This is a genomic window from Streptomyces sp. BK239 (genome assembly GCF_004217285.1).
Lineage (GTDB): Bacteria > Actinomycetota > Actinomycetes > Streptomycetales > Streptomycetaceae > Streptomyces.
Window position 1 is genome coordinate 181,033 of the sequence record NZ_SHKS01000010.1, and the last position, 20,194, is coordinate 201,226.

Annotated in this window: 18 protein-coding genes; 10 read left to right on the forward strand and 8 right to left on the reverse strand. The window is 73.2% G+C overall.

The features are described from left to right. Window positions 1-31 precede the first annotated feature (31 nt). A complete protein-coding gene (locus EV567_RS26050; RefSeq protein ID WP_407071623.1) occupies window positions 32-1,591 on the forward strand; it encodes a cytochrome P450 in 1,560 nt (519 codons plus the stop codon). On the opposite strand, the gene EV567_RS26055 is transcribed toward EV567_RS26050, so the two are convergent. Beyond that, window positions 1,585-2,556 carry an RluA family pseudouridine synthase gene (locus EV567_RS26055; protein ID WP_130444257.1) on the reverse strand — a complete coding sequence of 324 codons (972 nt, stop codon included), beginning with the start codon at window positions 2,554-2,556 and terminating at the stop codon, window positions 1,585-1,587. The genes EV567_RS26050 and EV567_RS26055 overlap by 7 nt on opposite strands. 87 nt (window positions 2,557-2,643) lie before the next feature. On the opposite strand from EV567_RS26055, the gene EV567_RS26060 reads away from it, so the two are divergent. Next, entirely contained in the window at window positions 2,644-3,225 is a 582-nt protein-coding gene (locus EV567_RS26060; protein ID WP_165430490.1) for a GNAT family N-acetyltransferase, read from the forward strand. Between the two features lie 9 nt (window positions 3,226-3,234). Here EV567_RS26060 and EV567_RS26065 read toward each other — a convergent pair whose 3' ends face one another. Beyond that, window positions 3,235-4,080 (reverse strand): siderophore-interacting protein, encoded by an 846-nt coding sequence (locus EV567_RS26065; protein WP_130444261.1) that lies wholly within the window; start codon window positions 4,078-4,080, stop codon window positions 3,235-3,237. Window positions 4,081-4,144: 64 nt separating this feature from the next. Then, entirely contained in the window at window positions 4,145-5,050 is a 906-nt protein-coding gene (locus EV567_RS26070; RefSeq protein ID WP_130444327.1) for a 5'-3' exonuclease, read from the reverse strand. Window positions 5,051-5,427: 377 nt separating this feature from the next. On the opposite strand from EV567_RS26070, the gene EV567_RS26075 reads away from it, so the two are divergent. From EV567_RS26075 to EV567_RS26090, 4 genes are all read left to right on the forward strand, one after another. Next, entirely contained in the window at window positions 5,428-6,510 is a 1,083-nt protein-coding gene (locus tag EV567_RS26075; RefSeq protein WP_130444263.1) for a glycine betaine/L-proline ABC transporter ATP-binding protein, read from the forward strand. After that, window positions 6,503-8,314: an ABC transporter permease/substrate binding protein gene (locus EV567_RS26080; protein ID WP_130444265.1), complete on the forward strand. Its 1,812-nt coding sequence runs from the start codon at window positions 6,503-6,505 to the stop codon at window positions 8,312-8,314. The genes EV567_RS26075 and EV567_RS26080 overlap by 8 nt, the downstream gene beginning before the upstream one ends. 466 nt (window positions 8,315-8,780) lie before the next feature. After that, window positions 8,781-9,347 carry a helix-turn-helix domain-containing protein gene (locus EV567_RS26085; RefSeq protein WP_130444267.1) on the forward strand — a complete coding sequence of 189 codons (567 nt, stop codon included), beginning with the start codon at window positions 8,781-8,783 and terminating at the stop codon, window positions 9,345-9,347. Then, window positions 9,347-10,066, forward strand: a complete 720-nt coding sequence (locus EV567_RS26090; protein ID WP_130444269.1) for a helical backbone metal receptor — start codon at window positions 9,347-9,349, stop codon at window positions 10,064-10,066. Before EV567_RS26085 ends, EV567_RS26090 begins: the two co-directional genes overlap by 1 nt. On the opposite strand, the gene EV567_RS26095 is transcribed toward EV567_RS26090, so the two are convergent. Further along, window positions 9,978-11,102 carry a TDT family transporter gene (locus EV567_RS26095; protein ID WP_130444329.1) on the reverse strand — a complete coding sequence of 375 codons (1,125 nt, stop codon included), beginning with the start codon at window positions 11,100-11,102 and terminating at the stop codon, window positions 9,978-9,980. The two genes, EV567_RS26090 and EV567_RS26095, sit on opposite strands and share 89 nt — an antisense overlap. Window positions 11,103-11,172: 70 nt before the next feature. Here EV567_RS26095 and EV567_RS26100 point away from each other — a divergent pair, with 70 nt between their 5' ends. Further along, window positions 11,173-12,129, forward strand: coding sequence for a LysR substrate-binding domain-containing protein (locus tag EV567_RS26100; RefSeq protein ID WP_130444271.1), 957 nt, complete (start codon window positions 11,173-11,175; stop codon window positions 12,127-12,129). Between the two features lie 10 nt (window positions 12,130-12,139). Here EV567_RS26100 and EV567_RS26105 read toward each other — a convergent pair whose 3' ends face one another. The 3 genes from EV567_RS26105 to EV567_RS26115 form a co-directional block, all read right to left on the reverse strand. Further along, window positions 12,140-12,835, reverse strand: a complete 696-nt coding sequence (locus tag EV567_RS26105; RefSeq protein ID WP_130444273.1) for a gamma-glutamyl-gamma-aminobutyrate hydrolase family protein — start codon at window positions 12,833-12,835, stop codon at window positions 12,140-12,142. 17 nt (window positions 12,836-12,852) lie between these two features. Beyond that, window positions 12,853-14,298 (reverse strand): ethanolamine permease, encoded by a 1,446-nt coding sequence (eat, locus tag EV567_RS26110; protein WP_130444275.1) that lies wholly within the window; start codon window positions 14,296-14,298, stop codon window positions 12,853-12,855. Between the two features lie 217 nt (window positions 14,299-14,515). After that, window positions 14,516-15,250 carry a FadR/GntR family transcriptional regulator gene (locus EV567_RS26115; RefSeq protein ID WP_130444277.1) on the reverse strand — a complete coding sequence of 245 codons (735 nt, stop codon included), beginning with the start codon at window positions 15,248-15,250 and terminating at the stop codon, window positions 14,516-14,518. A gap of 119 nt (window positions 15,251-15,369) precedes the next feature. Between EV567_RS26115 and EV567_RS26120 the strand changes: the two genes are divergently transcribed. From EV567_RS26120 to EV567_RS26130, 3 genes are read left to right on the forward strand one after another with little or no spacing between them, the layout of a single operon-like run. Next, window positions 15,370-16,728, forward strand: coding sequence for a glutamine synthetase family protein (locus EV567_RS26120; protein ID WP_130444279.1), 1,359 nt, complete (start codon window positions 15,370-15,372; stop codon window positions 16,726-16,728). Between the two features lie 11 nt (window positions 16,729-16,739). Continuing rightward, entirely contained in the window at window positions 16,740-18,119 is a 1,380-nt protein-coding gene (locus EV567_RS26125; RefSeq protein ID WP_165430491.1) for an aldehyde dehydrogenase, read from the forward strand. After that, complete coding sequence (locus EV567_RS26130; protein ID WP_130444281.1) at window positions 18,116-18,907, forward strand: 3-oxoacyl-ACP reductase; 792 nt, start codon at window positions 18,116-18,118, stop codon at window positions 18,905-18,907. The genes EV567_RS26125 and EV567_RS26130 overlap by 4 nt, the downstream gene beginning before the upstream one ends. A 7-nt stretch (window positions 18,908-18,914) precedes the next feature. On the opposite strand, the gene EV567_RS26135 is transcribed toward EV567_RS26130, so the two are convergent. Next, window positions 18,915-20,117, reverse strand: a complete 1,203-nt coding sequence (locus tag EV567_RS26135; RefSeq protein WP_130444283.1) for an amino acid deaminase/aldolase — start codon at window positions 20,115-20,117, stop codon at window positions 18,915-18,917. Window positions 20,118-20,194 lie beyond the last annotated feature (77 nt).

The window sequence follows — 20,194 nt, forward strand, 5'->3', positions numbered from 1 at the left end:
CTCGATCCCCCCCTTTTCCGGAGCGATCCCAGTGACGCCTGAGAACCCCTCCACGGCAGGCCCTCCCGACCTGGCCCCGGACGCCGGCCCCGGTCCGGCCCTCGACGCGCCCCCCGGCTGCCCCGCGCACGGACGCGGCCCCGGAGGGCTGACGCGGCTGTACGGTCCCGGCGCCCAGGACCTGAAGGAGCTCTACGAGGAGCTGCGCGAGAAGCACGGCCCGGTGGCGCCCGCCCTGCTCCACGACGACGTGCCGGTGTGGGTGGTCCTCGGCCACGCCGAGAACCTGCACATGGTGCGCACCCCCTCGCAGTTCAGCCGGGACAGCCGTACCTGGACGCCCCTGCTCGACGGCATGGTCAAGCCCGACCACCCGCTGATGCCGCACATCGCGTGGCAGCCGATCTGCGCCCACGCCGAGGGCGACGAGCACAAGCGGCTGCGCGGCGCGGTCACCTCGGCGCTGAAGGCCATCGACGACCGCAGTCTGCGCCGGTACATCAACCGCTCCTCCCAGCGGCTGGTCAACGACTTCTGCGAGAAGGGGCGGGCGGAGCTGATCGGCCAGTTCGTCGAGCACCTTCCCATGGCCGTGATGTGCCACATCCTCGGCATGCCCGACGAGTACAGCGACCGGATGGTCCACGCCGCCCGTGACGCGCTCAAGGGCTCCGAGACGGCGATCGCCAGCCACGCCTACGTCATGGAGGCGCTCACCCGGCTCACCGCTCTGCGGCGGGCCCGGCCGGAGGCGGACTTCGCGGGCCATCTCGTCAAGCACCCGGCGGGGCTGAGCGACGACGAGGTGAGGGAACATCTGCGGCTGGTGCTGTTCGCCGCCTACGAAGCCACGGTCAACCTGCTGTCCAACGCGCTGCGCATGGTCCTCACCGACCCTCGGTTCCTCGCCCGGCTCAGCGGCGGGCAGATGACGGTGCCGGAGGCGGTCGAGCAGTCCCTCTGGGACGAACCGCCGTTCAGTACGGTGTTCGCCTACTTCGCCAAGCAGGACACGGAATTGGGCGGACAGCGCATCAGCAGGGGCGACGGCCTTCTCTTCGCGCCGGCGCCGGGCAACGTCGATCCCCGGGTGCGGCCCGACCTGTCCGCGAACATGCAGGGCAACCGCTCGCACCTCGCCTTCGGCGGAGGCCCGCACGAATGCCCCGGGCAGGACATCGGCCGTGCCATCGCCGAGGTCGGCGTCGACGCGCTGCTGGCGCGCCTGCCGGACGTCCAACTGGAGTGCGACGAGAGCGAGTTGCGCTGGACCACGTCGATCGCGTCACGGCATCTGGTGGGGTTGCCGGTCCACTTCGAGCCGAGGCCGCAGCAGGACGTGATCGTCCAGCCGACGCACGGTGAGGTGCCGCGACCCCGCGACAGCCTGCCGATGATCCCGCCGGCCACGACACGGGCCACCGCCCCGTCGGGGGCCGCCGCGACGGGGCCGGCCGGAGCCGCGGAAGACGCGGCAACGCAGGGCGCGACAGCGGCTGCCGCACCCGCCCAGGAGGCTGGGGCGCCGGCCCGGCCTGGGACAGCCGCCGGCGCCTGGCGTCGGTTCCTGGTCTGGTGGCGCGGCTACTGACCGCGCTCGCCTGCCGTCCAGTCGTCGTACGACGACCAGGCGGCCAGCGTCCGCCGGCTCCGCAGCCGGTGCTCCATCCCCGTGAGCGGGTCGGTGAACTCCAGCTCACGGGCGAGCAGTTGCAGCGGGCGGCGGAAGTCGCCGGCCGGGACGGGGTCGGTCACCTCGGGGTAGAGCGGGTCGCCGAGGAGGGGGACGCCCAACGAGGTCATGTGGACGCGCAGTTGATGGGTCTGCCCGGTCAGGGGCGTCAGCCGGTAGCGGGCGAGGCCGTCGGCGGGCCGGTGCTCGATCAGCTCGACGAGGCTCTCGGCGTTGGGCTCGCCCGGCACCTCGCGGGCGGTCAGCGTGCCGCGTTCCTTGACGATCCGGCTGCGCACGGTGACGGGCAGGGTGAGCGACGGGTCGTAGGGGGCGACGGCCTCGTACACCTTGCGGACGCGCCGGTCGCGGAACAGGCTCTGGTAGGCGCCGCGTTCGTCGGGGCGGACGGTGAACAGCACCAGTCCCGCGGTGAGCCGGTCCAGCCGGTGGGCGGCGCCGAGCGCGGGAACACCCAGCTCGCGGCGCAGCCGTGCCAGCGCGGTCTCGGTGACATGGCTGCCGCGCGGGGTGGTGGCCAGGAAGTGCGGCTTGTCGGCGACGACGAGATGGGCGTCGCGGTGCACGATCTCCACGGGGAACGGCACCGGGGTCTCCACGGGAGTCTCCCGGTGGAACCACACGAACATCCCCGGCGCGTACGCCGTGTCCGCGGGCACCGCCCGCCCGTCGGCGCCGACGATCAGGCCCGCGGAGAACATCTGGTCGACGAGGCCGGCCCGGGCCGCGCCGAACCGTTCGCTCAGGTGCTCGCGCACGGTGGCCCAGCGTCCGCCGTCCCCGCCCGGCAGCCGCACCCGCACCGGATCGACGCCGTCCCGCTGCGGCAGGGGCGAGGGCGGGGGAGGGGTGCGGCGTCTCATCGGGGTCAAGGGTACGGCGGTGCGCGGCGGGCGGGGCGGCGGGAAAACCCGTTGGACGGGGCGGGGGCCGTTGGCAGGATGCGGATCATGCCGTATCTCACCCGCCCGGTCCTGCCCGCCGGAACGCTCGCCCGCATCCCGCAGCCCGTGCTCCCCACCGGCGACGGTCTGGTCCTGCGCCCGTGGCGGGCCGAGGACGCGCCCGCCGTCCACGCCGCCTTCCAGGACCCGCTCATCCACCAGTGGCACGCGCGTGCCTGCGACGCGGTGGAGGAGGCCGCCGGCTGGATCGGGGAGTGGACACGCGCCTGGGGCGAGGAGAGCGCCGCGCAGTGGGCCGTCGTGGACGCCGACAGCGACGTACTGCTCGGGCGGGTGGCGCTGCGGGACATCGTCCTGGCCGACGGTGTGGCCGAGACGGCCTACTGGACCACGGCCGCCTCCCGGGGGCGGGGCGTCGCGGCACGTGCCACGGTCGCGCTGTCCCGCTGGGCGCTCGACGACGTCGGCTTCAACCGCCTGGAACTCCTGCACGCCACGGCCAACACCGCGTCCTGCCGCGTAGCCGTCAAGTCGGGCTTCGCCCTGGAGGGCACCAAGCGCAGCGCCGTCCTGCATCCCGACGGCTGGCACGACATGCACCTCCACGCGCGGGTGAGGGGTGATTGAGCCGCCAGGTCACGCGGCCGGGGCCGTGGTCTCCTGTTCCGCTTCCACGCGCGCGTTCCACTCGCGTTTGGCGGCCTGCCAGCCGTCCTCGTTGTGGCCGAGACGCCAGTAGCCGGAGATGGAGAGGTCCTCGCGGGGGACGGCGTGGTCGACCCGCAGGAGCCGGCGCAGCTCCTTGACGGTGGCGGCCTCGCCGTGGACGAAGGCGTGCACGCGGCCCTCGGGCCAGCGCAGGGCGCGGACGGCTTCGAGGAGTTTCTCACCCAGGGGGCGGTCGCCGCGGTGCAGCCAGACGACCTCCACGTCGGAGTCGATCTTCTGCTCCTCCTCGGGTCCGGCCACCTCGATGAAGGCGTGGGCGACGGCGCCGGCCGGGAGGGACTCCAGGGCGGCCGCGATCGCGGGCAGGGCGCTCTCGTCGCCGGCCAGCAGGTGCCAGTCGGCGGCCGGGTCCGGGGCGTAGGCGCCGCCGGGGCCCATGAAGTGGACGGTCTCGCCCGGCTGGACGCGCGCGGCCCACGGCCCGGCGAGGCCCTCGTCGCCGTGGAGCACGAAGTCCACCGTCAGCTCGCGGTGCTCGGCGTCCCAGTGGCGCACGGTGTACGTCCGGGTCACGGGCCACTGCTCGCGGGGGAACTCGGCGCGGACGCGCTCCAGGTCGAAGGGCTCCGGGTAGGTCACGCCCTCGGCGCCGAACAGCAGCTTCACGTAGTGGTCGGTGCAGCCGCCGAGCTCGAACTCCGCGAGGCCCGCGCCGCCGAGGACGACCCGCTGCATGTGCGGGGTGAGCCGTTCGGTCCGAACGACCTGCGCGGAGTGGGGCTTCCGCGGCCTGCGTGCCGGGCGTTCTGCCATGACGGCCTCCCTGCAGATATGGTTAGGGTTACCTAAGTTAGCATCCTCACGGTGACGGCGACACTCACGAGCCCAACGTGGTCAGCAGCCGCTGCAGCGAGCCGCCCAGGCCCCAGCGCCGCGCCAGTGCCTCCAGCGTCTCCGGCTCCCGCGGCGCGCGCGGCAGCGTGACGTCCACGTCCGGCAGCGCGACGTCCGCGGCGACCCGCACCACCTTCGGCGCGACCGCCACGTACGCGCGTGCCTCGTCGAGCCGCTTGCGCTGCGACGGCGTGAGCTTGGTCTTCGGGTCGTCGACCGCGGCCATGATCCCGGCCAGATCGCCGAACTCGGCCAGCAGCTTGGCCGCGGTCTTCTCGCCGATGCCGGGGACACCCGGCAGGCCGTCGCTCGGGTCGCCGCGCAGTAGCGCGAGATCCGCGTACCCGCGGCCGTCGACCCCATACTTCTCGCGCAGCCACGCCTCGTCCGTCACCTGGAGCGTGCCGACGCCCTTCAGCGGGTACAGCACCCGCACCCCGCGCGCGTCGTCCACCAGCTGGTACAGGTCGCGGTCGCCGGTGACGATGTCCACCGGGCCTGTCGCCCGCGCGGTGAACGTGCCGATCACGTCGTCCGCCTCGTACCCCGTCACTCCCACGCGCGCGATGCCGAGCGCGTCGAGAACCGCCTCGATGACCGGGACCTGCGGGGAGAGCGTGTCGGGGACCTCCTCCTCGTCCGGGCCGGCCGCGTGCTCCTCGGCGACCCGGTGCGCCTTGTAGGAGGGGATGAGCCCGACCCGCCAGGCCGGCCGCCAGTCGGCGTCCATGCAGGCGACGAGCTGGTCCGGCCGGTGGTCCTTGACCAGGCGGTCGATGAAGTCCAGCAGCCCGCGCACGGCGTTCACCGGCGTGCCGTCGGGCGCCTTCACCGAGTCGGGGACGCCGAAATAGGCACGGAAGTAGAGCGAGGCGGTGTCGAGGAGCATCAGCTGTCCGGTCACGCACGCATCATGCCGCACGCGCGTGGCCCTGAAGTGCCCGCGTTCACCCGCCCGGCACGGCCTGAAGAGGTCTTTGCGGCGTGCCCGTCCGGGTGTGAAGAGGTCTTTGCGGCGTGCCCGTCCGGGTGTGAAGAGGTCTTTGCGGCGTGCCCGTCCGGGTGTGAAGGGGTCGGTTTCGGCCGTGAAGGGCCTGTGAACTGGCCCACTGGCGCGTTTGCACCGCTTCGGCCAGGGCAGGCGCGGCCTCGAAGTGACGCCGGTTGCGTGTTCAACCGTTCGCGACCGCCAAGGGCCCCGGCCCCGGCAGGGCCTGCCGGCCTTCGGCGCCACCTCCCCCCTGCCCCCTGTGCGAGAAGGTATGTGTGAACCCCAGGCTTGAGGCCGAGCACCTGTACAAGGTGTTCGGCAGACGACAGGACGAGGCGGTCGAACGGCTCCGCGGCGGAGCCGACCGTGAGGAGCTGCGCGGCGACGGCGCCACGGCCGCCGTCATCGACGCCTCCTTCGCCGTCGACCCCGGCCAGATCTTCGTCGTCATGGGCCTGTCCGGCTCCGGCAAGTCCACGCTGCTGCGCATGCTGAACGGACTGCTGGAGCCCACCTCGGGACGCGTCCTGTTCGACGGGCAGGACCTCACCGCGCTCGGCGACCGCGAGCTGCGCGAGGTGCGCGCCCACAAGATCAGCATGGTGTTCCAGCACTTCGCGCTCTTCCCGCACCGCAGCGTCCTGGACAACGCCGCCTACGGCCTCGCGGTCCAGGGCGTCCCGCGCGCCGAGCGCGAGGAACGCGCCGCCGAGGCGCTGCGGCTGTGCGGCCTGGCCGGCTGGGAGAAGTCCTGGCCGGACGAGCTGTCCGGCGGCATGCAGCAGCGCGTGGGCCTCGCCCGCGCCCTCGCCACCGACGCCGACCTGCTCCTCATGGACGAGTCGTTCAGCGCGCTGGACCCGCTGATCCGGCGCGACATGCAGGACCAGCTGCTCACGCTCCAGCAGACGCTGAAGAAGACGATCGTCTTCATCACCCACGACCTCAACGAGGCCATGCGCCTCGGCGACCGCATCGCCGTCATGCGCGACGGCCGCATCGTGCAGACCGGCACCGCCGAGGACATCCTGGTGCGGCCCGCCGACGACTACGTCGCCTCCTTCATCCAGGACGTCGACCGCTCCCGCGTGCTGACCGCCGCCGCCGTCATGGACGCCGACGTCCGCGGCGACGAGGCCGACTGCGGCTGCGCCACCGCCACCGTCGACACGCCGTTCACCGAGCTGTGCGCGCTCAGCGCCCGCGTCCCCCACCCCGTCGCCGTGCTCGACGCGGAGCGTGCCCTCGTCGGCGTGGTCCCGCGCAGGCGTCTCGTCGCCTTCATCGGCGACGAACGGGACACCGAGGCCCGCTGCGACAGCGCGCCCGCCGCCGGCAAGGAGGCCGCCCATGCCTAGGCTCCACCTCGGCGACTGGGTCGACTCCGGCGTCGACTGGCTCGTCGCTCACATGTCCTGGCTCTTCGACGCCGTCAAGACCGTCGTCGAAGGCATGTACGACGGTCTCGACGCCGTGCTCACCGCCCCGCAGCCGCTGCTGCTCGCGGGCATCCTCGCCGTGCTCGCCTGGTGGCTGCGCGGCTCGGTCGCGGGCGTCCTCGGCTTCGCCGGGTTCGCGCTCATCGACTCCCTCGACCTGTGGGAGGAGGCGATGTCCACCCTGTCCCTGGTGCTCGTCGCCACCGTGATCGCCCTCGTGGTCTCGGTCCCGCTGGGCATCTGGGCCGCCCGCTCCAGGACGGTCAGCGCCACCCTGCGGCCCGTCCTGGACCTGCTCCAGACCATGCCGTCCATGGTGCTGCTGATCCCGGCGATCCTCTTCTTCGGCATGGGCGTCCCCGCGGGCGTCGTCGCCACCCTGATCTTCGCGCTCGCGCCCGGCGTGCGCATGACCGAACTCGGCATCCGCCAGGTCGACGCCGAGCTCGTCGAGGCCGCCGAGGCCTTCGGCACGACGCCCCGCGACACCCTGCTGCGGGTGCAGCTGCCGCTCGCCCTGCCGACGATCATGGCGGGCGTCAACCAGGTGATCATGCTCGGTCTGTCCATGGTCGTCATCGCCGGCATGGTCGGCACCGGCGGCCTCGGCGGCGCCGTCAACGAGGCCATCGGCCAGCTCGACATCGGCCTCGGCTTCGAGGCGGGCCTCGGCATCGTCGTCCTCGCCATCTACCTGGACCGCATGACCGGCGCCCTGGGCACCCGCATCTCCCCCCTCGGCCGGCGCGCCGCCGCCAAGGCCCGTACGACGGTGTGGACCCACCGTCCCCGCCCGGCCGTGGCCCTCGCCGGGGTGTCCGCGCTCGCGCTCGTCGCCGGCGGCATGGGCGTCCTCGGCCCGAAGGCCGGCACCGCCGAGGCCTCCGCCGCCGACGTCGGCAAGGGCAAGGAGATCACCATCGGCTACATCCCGTGGGACGAGGGCATCGCCTCCACGTTCCTGTGGAAGGAGCTGCTGGAGGAACGCGGGTTCGACGTCAAGACCACCCAGTACGCCGCCGGCCCCCTCTACACGGGCCTGGCCACCGGCCAGATCGACTTCCAGACCGACTCCTGGCTGCCCACCACCCACGCCGAGTACTGGAAGAAGTACGGCAAGCAGCTCGACGACCTCGGGCAGTGGTACGGCCCCACCTCCCTGGAGCTGACCGTCCCGTCCTACATGAAGGACGTGAACACGCTGGCCGACCTCAAGGGCAAGTCCGCGCGGTTCGGCGGGAAGATCACCGGCATCGAGCCCAGCGCCGGGATGATGGGCCTGCTCAAGGACAAGGTTCTGGGGGAGTACGGCCTCGACGACTACAAGGTCGTCGACGGCTCCACCCCGGCGATGCTCGCCGAGCTCAAGCGGGCCTACGCCGAGAAGGCCCCGATCGTCGTCACCCTCTGGTCGCCGCACTGGGCGTACAGCGAGTACGGCCTGAAGAAGCTGAAGGACCCCCGCGGCGCCTGGGGCAAGGGCGACGGCGTGCACACCCTCTCCCGCAAGGGCTTCGCCGCCGACAACCCCGAGGTCGGCAAGTGGCTTGAGAACTTCTCGATGACCGAGAAGCAGCTCACCGGCCTGGAGGCGGAGATCCAGAGCGCGGGCAAGGGCAAGGAGCAGGACGCCGTCCGCGGCTGGCTGAAGAAGAACCCGGGCCTGCTCGACAAGTTCGCGCCCGTGGCCGGCACGGGCGCCGAGAGCCGGGCGGCGGGGTGACCTGACAGTCCCGCGGCCGCCCGACGAGGGGCGGGCACCGACGTACGCGACGAGGCGTGCGCAGGGGCCCGCCCCTCTTCCTCTGTCCCTCCCCTCACGGCAAGGATCCGGCCAACCACGCAGCGCCAAGCCCACACCCCGGCTCACCGCCCCGCCCGGCCCCGCCGACGGCCGTCCCGCCAAGCCCGGCCGGAGCCGGCGCGTACCGGGAACAGCGGGCGGCCGGCGCGCATTGAACCGGAGAGGATGAAAACGGCGGAAACGCCACCCCGCCGACAGCCCGCCCGCGATGATCGACTGGCGTGATCCGAGGGGTGGGGCCGGGCGCTGTGCGGCTCCGATGCGGCGGCCCCGTGAAACGGTTTGCCGAACATGCGTAGGGTGCAGAGAACTCATCGGAAGAGGTGCGTCCGAACCGGGGCACACGGGGTAGTCGGAGCGACGGGCGAAGGAGGGAGCCGGGGCCATGGGCGACCACAAGGAACAGCCCCTGCGGGTGGGCGCGGCCGTCCGGCGACGACGCCGGTCCCTGGACCTCACCCTCGCCGTCGTGGCCGCGCGCAGCGGCCTGTCCGTCCCGTTCCTCAGCCAGATCGAGAACGACCGGGCGCGGCCCAGCACCAGCTCCCTGGAGAAAGTCGCCGACGCCCTGCGCACCACGGCCGTCGAACTCCTCGCCGCCGCCGACCCGGCCTGCAGCGTCGACGTCGTGCGCGCCGAGCTGACCGATCCCGGCCCCGAGCCGCACAGCCGTTCCCTGGTGCGCGGCCACCACCAGATGCACGCCAGCGAGTACACCGGCGGCCACGAGGCCGGCCGCGAGTTCCAGTACCGCAACGACCAGTTGATGTACGTCGCGGACGGGGCCGTGGAGATCGAGGCGGAGGGCCGCGCCTACCGTCTCGGCCGGGGCGACACCCTCTACCTCACCGGCGGGGTCCGCCACCGCTGGCGGGCGACCGTCGCCGACACCCGAGTGGTCGTCGTCGCGGTCGCCGAGCACATCGAGGCGGTCCGGAACCGGAAGCGGTAGTGCGGGTCGTCTCCCTGGTGCCCTCCCTCACGGAGGCGGTCGCCGTCTCCCTGCCCGGCGTCCTGGCCGGCGCCACCGACTGGTGCACGCACCCGGCGGACCTCGACGTCCCCCGGCTGGGCGGCACCAAGAACCCCCGCGTCGACGAGATCGTCGCCCTCGCCCCCGACCTGGTCGTCGCCAACGAGGAGGAGAACCGGGGACCCGACCTCGCCGCACTGCGCTCCGCCGGCATCGAGGTGCTGGTCACCGAGGTGCGGGACGTGCCGCAGGCCTTCCGCGAACTGGACCGGGTGCTGTACGCGTGCGGGGCGCGCGGGCGTCCGCGCTGGCTGGACGAGGCCGAGGCGGCGTGGGCCGCCGTCCAGCCCGGCGCGCCCCGCAGGAGTGCCGTGGTGCCGGTCTGGCGCCGCCCCTGGATGGTCCTGGGCCGGGACACCTTCGCCGGGGACGTCCTGGCCCGCCTGGGCGTCGACCACCTCTACGCCTCCCACGCCGACCGCTACCCGAAGGTCCCCCTGGAGGAGCTGCGGGCAGCCGCCCCCGACCTGGTCGTCCTGCCCGACGAGCCCTACCGCTTCACCCCGGGCGACGGCCCGGAGGCCTTCCCCGGCCTGCCCTGCGCGCTCGTCAGCGGACGGCTCCTGACGTGGTACGGGCCCTCGCTCGCCGTCGCGCCACGGGAGCTGGCTTCGGCGCTGCGAGCAGCCCGCCCCTGACCAGGGCGAGGACCGTGCGCACGGCGACGAGGGCCCACACGCCGACCAGCACGACGTACAGCCCCGCCGCCGCAGTGGCGAACCCCGCGAGCCCGGTGTGCCGGGCCAGCGCCGCCGCCCCCGTCACACAGGTGCCGACGGGGAAGGTGAACGCCCACCACGTCATCGCGAAACCCATTCCCTGCCCGCGGGCGCGTGCCGCGCGGACGGCGGCCAGGCACAGCCACAGCAGCGCGAGGCCCATCACGGGCACCCCGTAGCCGACGGCGGCCAGCGCCGCCACGCGCGCGTGCGGCTCGGACACCACCCCGGGCGCTACGTCGGCGAACTGCCCCACGGCCGTGGTGGACTGGCCGAGCGGCCCGAGGACGAGGAACAGGGTCGGCGTGAGCGCGAGGGGCAGCGGTCCGCCGCCGACCAGCCGGCCGAGGACGACCGGCAGCAGGGCGAGCGTGGCCGGCAGGCTCAGCGCGAACAGCGCGCAGCACACGACGAGGAGCGCCGCACGGGGCGGCCCGGCCGGCAGGTGCGGCACGAGCGCCGGCCCCGACGCGGCCGGTACCAGCGGCGCCACCAGCGGCAGCAGCCACACCGGTGTCGCCTCGTGCCGCCGCACCCGGTGGCGTACGGCCATCAGGTACGGCACGGCGACGCCGACCGTGAGTGCGGCGAGCGTGCCGGCGGTGAACAGGGCGGCGTCGAGGGCGAGCGCCGCCGGGGTTCCGATCCAGTCCCGGCCGACCGCCAGGGTGCCGCTGCCGACGGCGACCAGCGCCATCGCCGGGCAGCCGTAGAAGGGGGCGGTGGCCGGGTCGTGAAGGTGCGCGCGGACCTGGTCGCGGTGGTGGCGCCGGTGCAGGGAGCGGGCGGCCAGGAGGGTGGCCAGCAGGGCGAGGGACAGCGCCCACACGGCCGCGCAGAACGGGCGCAGGCCCGGGATGGGGTGGGTGAGCGAGGCGCCGGCGGTGGCGACGATCGCGGTGCCCATGACCGTGGCGTACCAGTTCGGGCCGAGGTGGCGGACGGAGGTGATCACCAGTGAACGGTCGCTCGTGCGGGCGTTCGCGACCAGGGAGGACGGACCTATGAGCACATAAACTGGGCTTATGAGCAGTGGTGCGGGCAGCGGGACGGGGGACGGCGAGCGGGGCGGGAGCGGTGCCGGGGGCGCGGGGTCGCTCGCGCACCGGGTTCCCGATCTCGGGGCGCTGGAGCTGTTGTTGGCGGTGGCCAGGGTGGGCAGCCTAGGGGCGGCGGCGCGTGAGCTGGGCATCACCCAGCCGGCCGCGAGCAGCCGGGTCCGGTCCATGGAACGGCAGCTCGGGGTGGCCCTGGTGGACCGGTCGCCGCGCGGGTCGACCCTCACCGACGCCGGGGCGCTGGTCACCGACTGGGCGCGGCGGATCGTCGAGGCGGCGGAGGCCTTCGACGCGGGGGCGCAGGCGCTGCGGGACCGGCGGGACTCGCGGCTCAGGGTGGCGGCGAGCATGACCATCGCGGAGTACCTGCTGCCCGGCTGGCTCCTCGCGCTGCGCGCGCAGCGGCCTGACACGGAGGTGTCGCTGCACGCGGGGAACTCCGCGGGAGTGGCGCAGCGGGTGCTCACGGGGGAGGCCGACCTGGGCTTCGTGGAGGGGCTCACGGTGTCGTCGGGGCTCGACTCCGCGGTCATCGCCCATGACCGTCTGATCGTCGTGGTCGCCCCCGGTCATCCGTGGGCGCGGCGTCGACGGCCGCTGGCGGCGGGGGAGGTGGCGTCGACGCCGTTGATCCTGCGGGAGAAGGGGTCGGGGACGCGGCAGGTGCTGGACGCGGCGCTCGGCGGTCTGGCGCGGCCGTTGATCGAACTGTCCTCGACGACGGCGGTGAAGGCGGCGGCGGTCAGCGGGGCGGGCCCCGCGGTGCTGAGCGAGCTGGCGGTGGGGGAGGAGCTGGGGATGCGCCGGCTGGTGAGTGTGCCGCTGGAGTCGGTGGTGCTGGCCCGGGAGCTGCGGGCGGTGTGGCCCACGGGGCATCGGCCCGCGGGACCGGCGCGGGAGCTGTTGTCGTTGACGCGGGGGTAGCGGCGGGACTTCAGTGCGCGGCGCCGGATGCCGCCTCGATCAGGCCCTGCATCACTCTCAGGTCCTGGGCCATCTCCGGGTGCCATTGGACTCCCAGGACCCAGCCACGGGACGGCGGCGGTTCCACCGCCTCCACCGTGCCGTCGGCCGCGTGGGCCGACGGGATCAGGTCGGCGCCCAGGCGGTCCACCGCCTGGTGGTGGAAGGTGGGGACGGTCGTCTCCTCCGGGACGAGGGCGGCGTAGCGTGTGCCGGGGACCGGTTTCACCGGGTGCTCGCCGAAGACGCCCACGGTCTCGGCGTGGCCGTCGAGATGCTGGACGAGGGTGCCGCCGGCGGCGACGTTCAGCAGCTGCATGCCGCGGCAGATGCCGAGCAGGGGCGTGCCGGCGGCCATGGCGGCGTGGATCAGGGCGAGCTCCCACGCGTCGCGGCGTGGCGCGGGCGGGCCGCAGCGCGGGGAGCGTTCGGCGCCGTAGTGCACGGGGTCGACGTCGGGTCCGCCCGCGATGACGAGGCCGTCCAGGCGGGCGACGGCCTCGGCGGCGTGGGCCGGGTCGTCGGGCGGCAGCATCGCGGCGAGGCCGCCGGAGGCCTGCACCAGGCGGGGGTATCCGACCGGCAGCAGGGCCGCCTCCAGCTCCCAGACGCCCCAGCGGGCGCCGGGCTCCAGGTACGTGCTCACACCGATCAGCGGCCTTGCCATGCGCACTCCCTCGTCTCTCAGTCCCGGGTCAACTCTGCCTCGGCGGCGGCCAGCGCCGCGAACTCCTCCTCCGGCGCCTTCGCCACCAGCCGCTTGCGGCTGTAGAGCGCGAAGTAGGCCGCGGCCACCGCGTACACCGTCAGCGCGATGAGCGCGGCCGTCACGTCGACGAGGAACGTGGCGACCAGTGCCGAGCACGCCAGGACCAGCGCGACCGAGGAGGTCAGCACCCCGCCCGGGGTGCGGTACGGCCGCTCCAGCCCTGGTTCGCGGCGGCGCAGCACGATGTGCGACAGGGACATCAGCGCGTAGCTGATCGTGGCGCCGAAGACGGCGATGTTCAGCATCCGGCCGCCGTCGCCGGTGCCGGCGGCCAGCGTGAAGCCGATCGTGCCCGGGACCAGCAGGCCCAGGTACGGCGCCTTGCGGCCGCTGGTCAGCGACAGGAAGCGGGGCAGGTAGCCGGCCCGGGAGAGGGCGAACAGCTGGCGGGAGCCGGCGTAGATCAGCGAGAAGAACGAGGCGACCAGGCCGGCCAGCCCCGCGTAGTTCACGAAGCGGCTGAGCGCCGTGGCCTTCCCGTCCGGCTGGAGCGCCTCGACCAGCGGGTTGCCGGCCGCCTGGACGGCGTCGGAGCCGCGCGCCCCGGCCGCGGCGCAGAAGGTGACCACGGCCAGCACCACGAGGACGCCCATCGACCAGCGGATGGCCTTGGGCAGTGCGCGGGCCGGGTCCTTGGTCTCCTCGGCGGCGAGCGGCACGCCCTCCACGCCGAGGAAGAACCACATGCCGAACGGGAACGCCGCCCAGATGCCGAGCAGTCCCATGGGCAGCCAGGAGTTCGCGCCGAAGGCGGAGGCGTCGACCGGGATGTCGTCGAGGGAGGAGGCGTCGAAGCCGGGCAGCGCGCCCAAGGCGAACACGATGAGGGCGAAGACCGCGATGCCGGTGACGACGAAGCTGAACCGCAGGGCCTCGCCGACGCCCCACAGGTGGATGCCGATGAAGATCACGAAGCAGGCGAGGTAGACGGGCCAGCCCGACTCCAGGCCGAACAGGCCGAGCGACTCGACGTAGTCGCCGATGAAGATCACGATGGCGGCCGGGGCGAGGACGTACTCGATGAGGATGGCCGTGCCGGTCAGGAAGCCGCCCCACGGGCCGAGGGCCCGGCGGGCGAAGCCGTAGCCGCCGCCGGCCGTGGGCAGGATCGCGGACAGTTCGGCGAGGGCGAAGACCATGCAGGCGTACATGGTGCCCATGAGGACCGTGGCGATCGCGAGACCGCCGAAGCCGCCTTCGGCGAGGCCGAGGTTCCAGCCGGAGAAGTCGCCGGAGACGACGTAGGCGACGCCGAGGCCGGTGAGGAGCACCCAGCCGGCGCTGCCGCGGCGCAGCGCTCGGCGCCGCAGATAGTCGTCCGCCTCCTCGGCGGTGCTGGTGGGCGTGGATTCCAGGGACATGACGCGACTCCCCACGGGCGGTGGACGAACGCAGCGGTGGACGAACGCAAGGGAACTCAGGACTACGCAGGGGACCTCAGGCCAAGGCACCGGAAGGAATGCGAACCGAGGGAACCCAATGGAATGGATGCATACCTTTGCGGTCCGTCGGCCGGATGGCAAGACCCCTGCGTGAAACCCGCGTAAAACCCACGCGTCCGCCGTCCGTCCCCGCCGCTCACCCCAGGAAGCCGCGCAGCAGCGCCGCCGTGCCCGCACAGTGTTCGCGCATCATCTCCCGCGCGCCGTCCGCGTCCCCGTCGAGCACGGCCTCCACGATCGCGGTGTGCTGGCGCTGGGAGTGCTCCAGGTTGCGCACCAGCAGCGGGATGCAGTCCAGCAGGTCGTTGACGCTCGCCCGGACCGCCGCGTACCGGGCCGTCAGTGACGGCGACCCGCACAGCTCCGCGAGCGTGAGGTGCAGCAGCGTGTCCTGGCGGCGGTAGTCGGCGAGCGGGGCGTCGTGCGTGCGGGCCAGCGCGTCACGCAGCCGGGCCGCCTGCTCGTCGTCCAGGCCGTGCGCCGCGCACAGGCCGGCCGCCCCCACCTCCAGCACCTCCCGGAAGCGCAGGACGTCCTCGACGTCGATCCGCTCGATCCGCCGCCGCAGTTCGTCCTCGCCGCCCCCGTCGGCCCGGGGCAGCACGAACGTGCCGCCGTAGCGCCCGCGCCGCGCCTCCACCAGGCCCTGGTCCTGAAGCACCTTCAGCACCTCGCGCAGCGTCACCCGGCTGATCCCGAGCCGCTCCGCCAGCTCCCGCTCGGCCGGCAGCCGCTCCCCGGCCGGCACCAGGCCCAGCCGGACGACCTGCAGGATCTGCTCCAGCGCCTCCTCGAAGCCGTTGCCCGCCCGCACGGGCCGCAGCACCGGCGTCAGCCGGTCCTCCGCACCGCCCTCCGCGTCCAGAGCCATGTGGTCGCGCCCCCTTCCCAAACAATGGTTCTCGGCAATACCTTATGGCTCTCGGCCCGGCCGGAGAAGTGCGCGGCGGTCCGAAGGACAGCGCGCAGCAGCCCGAAGGAGGCCCTCCCGTGGCAGACCGCACACCCCCGCTCAGCGTCGAGGAACTGCACGCCCTCGTCGCCGGCGGCGAGATCGACACTGTCGTCCTGGCCTTTCCCGACATGCAGGGCAGACTCCAGGGCAAGCGGTTCGCCGCCCGCTTCTTCCTCGACGAAGTGCTCCACCACGGCACGGAGGGCTGCAACTACCTCCTCGCCGTCGACGCCGAGATGAACACCGTCGACGGGTACGAGATGTCCTCCTGGGACCGCGGCTACGGCGACTTCGCCATGCGCCCCGACCTGAGCACCCTGCGCCGGGTGCCCTGGAACGAGGGCACCGCCCTCCTCATCGCCGACCTCGCCTGGGAGGACGGCGCCCCGGTCGCCGCCGCCCCCCGCCAGATCCTGCGCCGCCAGCTCGAACGCCTCGCCGAACTCGGCTACACCGCCCAGGTCGGCACCGAGCTGGAGTTCATCGTCTTCAAGGACACCTACGAACAGGCCTGGGACGCGAACTACCGGGGCCTCACCCCGGCCAACCAGTACAACATCGACTACTCCGTCCTCGGCACCGGCCGCATCGAGCCCCTGCTGCGCCGGATCAGGAACGAGATGCAGGCCGCCGGCCTCACCGTCGAGTCCGCCAAGGGCGAGTGCAACCCCGGCCAGCACGAGATCGCCTTCCGCTACGACGAAGCCCTGGTCACCTGCGACCAGCACGCCGTCTACAAGACCGGCGCCAAGGAGATCGCCGCCCAGGAGGGCGTGTCGCTCACCTTCATGGCCAAGTACAACGAGCGCGAGGGCAACTCCTGCCACATCCACCTCTCCCTCGCCGACGCGTCCGGCGACAACGCGATGGCCGGACCCGACGGCATGTCCGACGTCATGCGGCACTTCCTCGCCGGCCAGCTCGCGGCCCTGCGCGACTTCTCCCTGCTGTACGCGCCCAACATCAACTCCTACAAGCGGTTCCAGCCCGGCTCCTTCGCGCCCACCGCCGTCGCCTGGGGCCACGACAACCGCACCTGTGCCCTCCGCGTCGTCGGCCACGGCCGCTCCCTGCGGTTCGAGAACCGGCTCCCCGGCGGCGACGTCAACCCGCACCTCGCCGTCGCCGGCCTCGTCGCGGCCGGCCTGTACGGCGTCGAGCAGAAACTCGAACTGCCCGAGCCCTGTCCGGGCAACGCCTACACCGCCGACTACGCCCACGTGCCCACCACTCTGCGCGAGGCCGCCGAACTGTGGGCCAACAGCCCCATCGCCAAAGCGGCCTTCGGCGACGAGACGGTCGCCCACTACGCCAACATGGCGCGCGTCGAACTGGCCGCCTTCGACGCCGCGGTCACCGACTGGGAGCTGCGCCGCTCCTTCGAACGCATGTGAGAGGTCCAGCCTTGTCGTACGAGCACGAACTCCAGGTCCTCAACCCGGCCACGGAGGAGGTCATCGCCCGCGTCCCCGCCGCGAGCGCCGACGACGTCGACGCGGCGGTCGCCCGCGCCGCCCGGGCCCAGCGCGCGTGGGCCGCGCTCCCGCCGGGCGACCGCGCCCGGCTGCTGCGCAGGTTCGCCGCCACCGTGGACGCCCACCTGGAGGAACTGGCCCTGCTGGAGGTCCGCGAGGCCGGACACACCCTCGGCAACGCCCGCTGGGAGGCCGGCAACGTCCGCGACCTGCTGGACTACGCGGCCGGCGGAGTGGAACGCCTCACCGGCCGGCAGATCCCCGTCGCCGGCGGCATCGACGTCACGTTCCTCGAACCGCTCGGCGTCGTCGCCGTGATCGCCCCGTGGAACTTCCCCATGCCCATCGCGGCCTGGGGCACCGCCCCCGCCCTCGCCGCAGGCAACGCGGTGCTCCTCAAACCCGCCGAGACCACCCCGCTCACCGCGCTGCGCCTGGCCGAACTCGCCCTGGAGGCGGGCCTGCCCGAGCACCTCTTCCAGGTGCTGCCCGGCGCGGGACCGGTCGCCGGCGACGCCCTCGTCGAACACCCCGGCGTCGCCAAGATCGTGTTCACCGGGTCGACGGCCGTCGGAAAACAGGTCCTGGCCAAGGGCTCGGCCCTGCTCAAGCGCGTGACCCTCGAACTCGGCGGCAAGAGCCCCAACATCGTCTTCGCCGACGCCGACATCGAGACCGCCGCGGCCGCCGCCCCCATGTCCTTCCTCGACAACTCCGGCCAGGACTGCTGCGCCCGCACCCGCATCCTCGTCCAGCGGTCCGTCCACGACCGCTTCCTCGAACTCCTCGCCCCCGCCGTCGAGTCCGTCCGCGTCGGCGACCCCGCCGACGAGAACACCCAGATGGGCCCGCTGATCTCCCGGACCCAGCTCGACCGCGTCCGCGGCTACGTCGACCCCGGAGCCGAGGGCATCCGCGGCAAGGCGCCCGAGGGACCCGGCTTCTGGTTCCCGCCCACCGTCCTCACCGGCGTCCCCGCCGACGCGCCGGTGGCCGTGGAGGAGGTCTTCGGACCCGTCGCCGTGATCCTGCCGTTCGAGGACGAGGCCGACGCCGTCCGCCTCGCCAACGACACCCCCTACGGCCTCTCCGGCTCCCTCTGGACCCGGGACGTCGGGCGCGCGCTGCGCGTCTCGCAGGCCGTCCGAGCGGGCAACCTGTCCGTCAACTCCCATTCCAGCGTGCGCTATTCGACCCCGTTCGGCGGCTTCAAGCAGTCAGGCGTCGGCCGTGAACTCGGACCCGACGCGCTCGCCGCCTTCACCGAAACGAAGAACGTCTTCATCAGCACGGAGGGCCCCGCACAGTGAGCTCATCGACCGCACAGCACACCTGCCGCCGCCTGGTCGGCCGTACCGCCGTCGTCACCGGAGCCGGCAGCGGCATCGGCCTCGCCGCCGCCCGCCGCCTCGCCTCCGAAGGCGCGCACGTCGTCTGCGCCGACGTGGACGAGACCCGCGGCAAGAGCGCCGCCGAGGAGGTCGGCGGGATCTTCGTGAAGGTCGACGTCACCGACCCCGAGCAGGTCGAGGCCCTGTTCAGGACCGCCTACGACAGCTACGGCAGCGTCGACGTCGCCTTCAACAACGCGGGCATCTCCCCGCCCGACGACGACTCCATCCTGGAGACCGGCCTGGAGGCCTGGAAGCGCGTCCAGGAGGTCAACCTCACCTCCGTCTACCTGTGCTGCAAGGCCGCCATCCCCTACATGCGGCGCCAGGGCAGGGGCTCCATCATCAACACCGCGTCCTTCGTGGCCCGGATGGGCGCCGCGACCTCCCAGATCTCCTACACCGCGTCCAAGGGCGGCGTCCTCGCCATGTCCCGTGAACTCGGCGTGCAGTTCGCCCGGGAGGGCATCCGCGTCAACGCCCTGTGCCCCGGCCCGGTCAACACCCCGCTGCTGCAGGAACTGTTCGCCAAGGACCCCGAGCGCGCGGCCCGCCGCCTCGTCCACATCCCCGTCGGACGGTTCGCCGAGGCCGAGGAGATCGCCGCCGCCGTCGCCTTCCTGGCCAGCGACGACTCCTCGTTCGTCAACGCCACCGACTTCCTGGTCGACGGCGGCATCTCCGGTGCCTACGTCACGCCTGTGTAGGCACGCCCTACAGGAACGTGTGGCCCTCACCCCGGTAGGTGGGGGCCGTCGCCGTCACCTCGTCGCCCTCGATCAGGTGCAGCTCGTCGAACCGCTCGCACAGCTCGCCGGCCTTCGCGTGCCGGAACCACACCTTGTCGCCGATCAGCAGATCGTCCGCCGGGGAGCCCAGCAGCGGGGTCTGCACCTCGCCCGGACCCTCCTGCGGGTCGTAGCGCAGCCCCTCCGGCAGATACGGCACCGGCAGCCGGTCGCGGCCGGCGGCGCCCGACGCCGGGTAGCCGCCGCCGAGGACGGTCACGACCCCCACGCCCGGCCTGCGCACGACCGGCTGGGCGAACAGCGCCGCCGGACGGCCCGTGAACGACGTGTAGTTGTCGAACAGCCGCGGCACGTACAGCCCGGAGCCCGCCGCGATCTCCGTGACCGCGTCCTCGGCCGCCGTGTGCTGCACACTGCCCGTGCCGCCGCCGTTGACGTACTCCAGATCCGGCGCCACGGCCCGCACCGCGCGCACCACCGCGGCGCGCCGCTCGGCGAGTTCACGCCGGGCGGTCGCCTGCATCAGCCGGATCGCCCGCGAACGCAGCGGCCGGCCGGCCAGCGAGTCGCCGACGCCCGCGATGTGCCCCTCGTACGCCATCACACCCACCAGCCGGAAACCCGGCCGCCGGGCCACCGCCCGCGCCAGATCGGCCACTTGGGCGGGGGAGTGCAGCGGGGAGCGCAGCGCGCCGACCCGCACCCGGCCGCCGAGCAGCTTCAGCGAGGTGTCCAACTCCAGGCAGACGCGCACCACTTCACGGCCGCCGGCCCGCGCCGCGTCGATCAGGTCGAGCTGCGCCACGTCGTCGACCATCACCGTGACGGCGGCGGCGAGCTTGGGATCGCCGGCGAGTTCCGCGAAACCGGCCCGGTCGGCGGAGGGGTACGCGAGCAGGATGTCCTCGAATCCCGACCGCGCCAGCCACAGGGACTCGGCCAGGGTGAACGACATGATCCCCGCGAAGCCGTCCCTCGCGAGGACACGCTCCAGCAACGTCCGGCAGCGGACGGACTTGCTGGCCACCCGGATCGGCTTCCCGCCCGCCCGGCGGACCAGGTCGTCCGCGTTGGCGTCGAAGGCGTCCAGGTCGACGATCGCGAGAGGGGCTTGGAGATGGGCGGTGGCCCGGTCGTAACGGGCCCGGTCGGCGGCGCGCGCAGTCATGAACGCAGCCTGCCAGACCGGATTACCGCAGGGTAGGGGGACGATACGGGCAGATGCCCCCGGGGTCGCCGACTGGT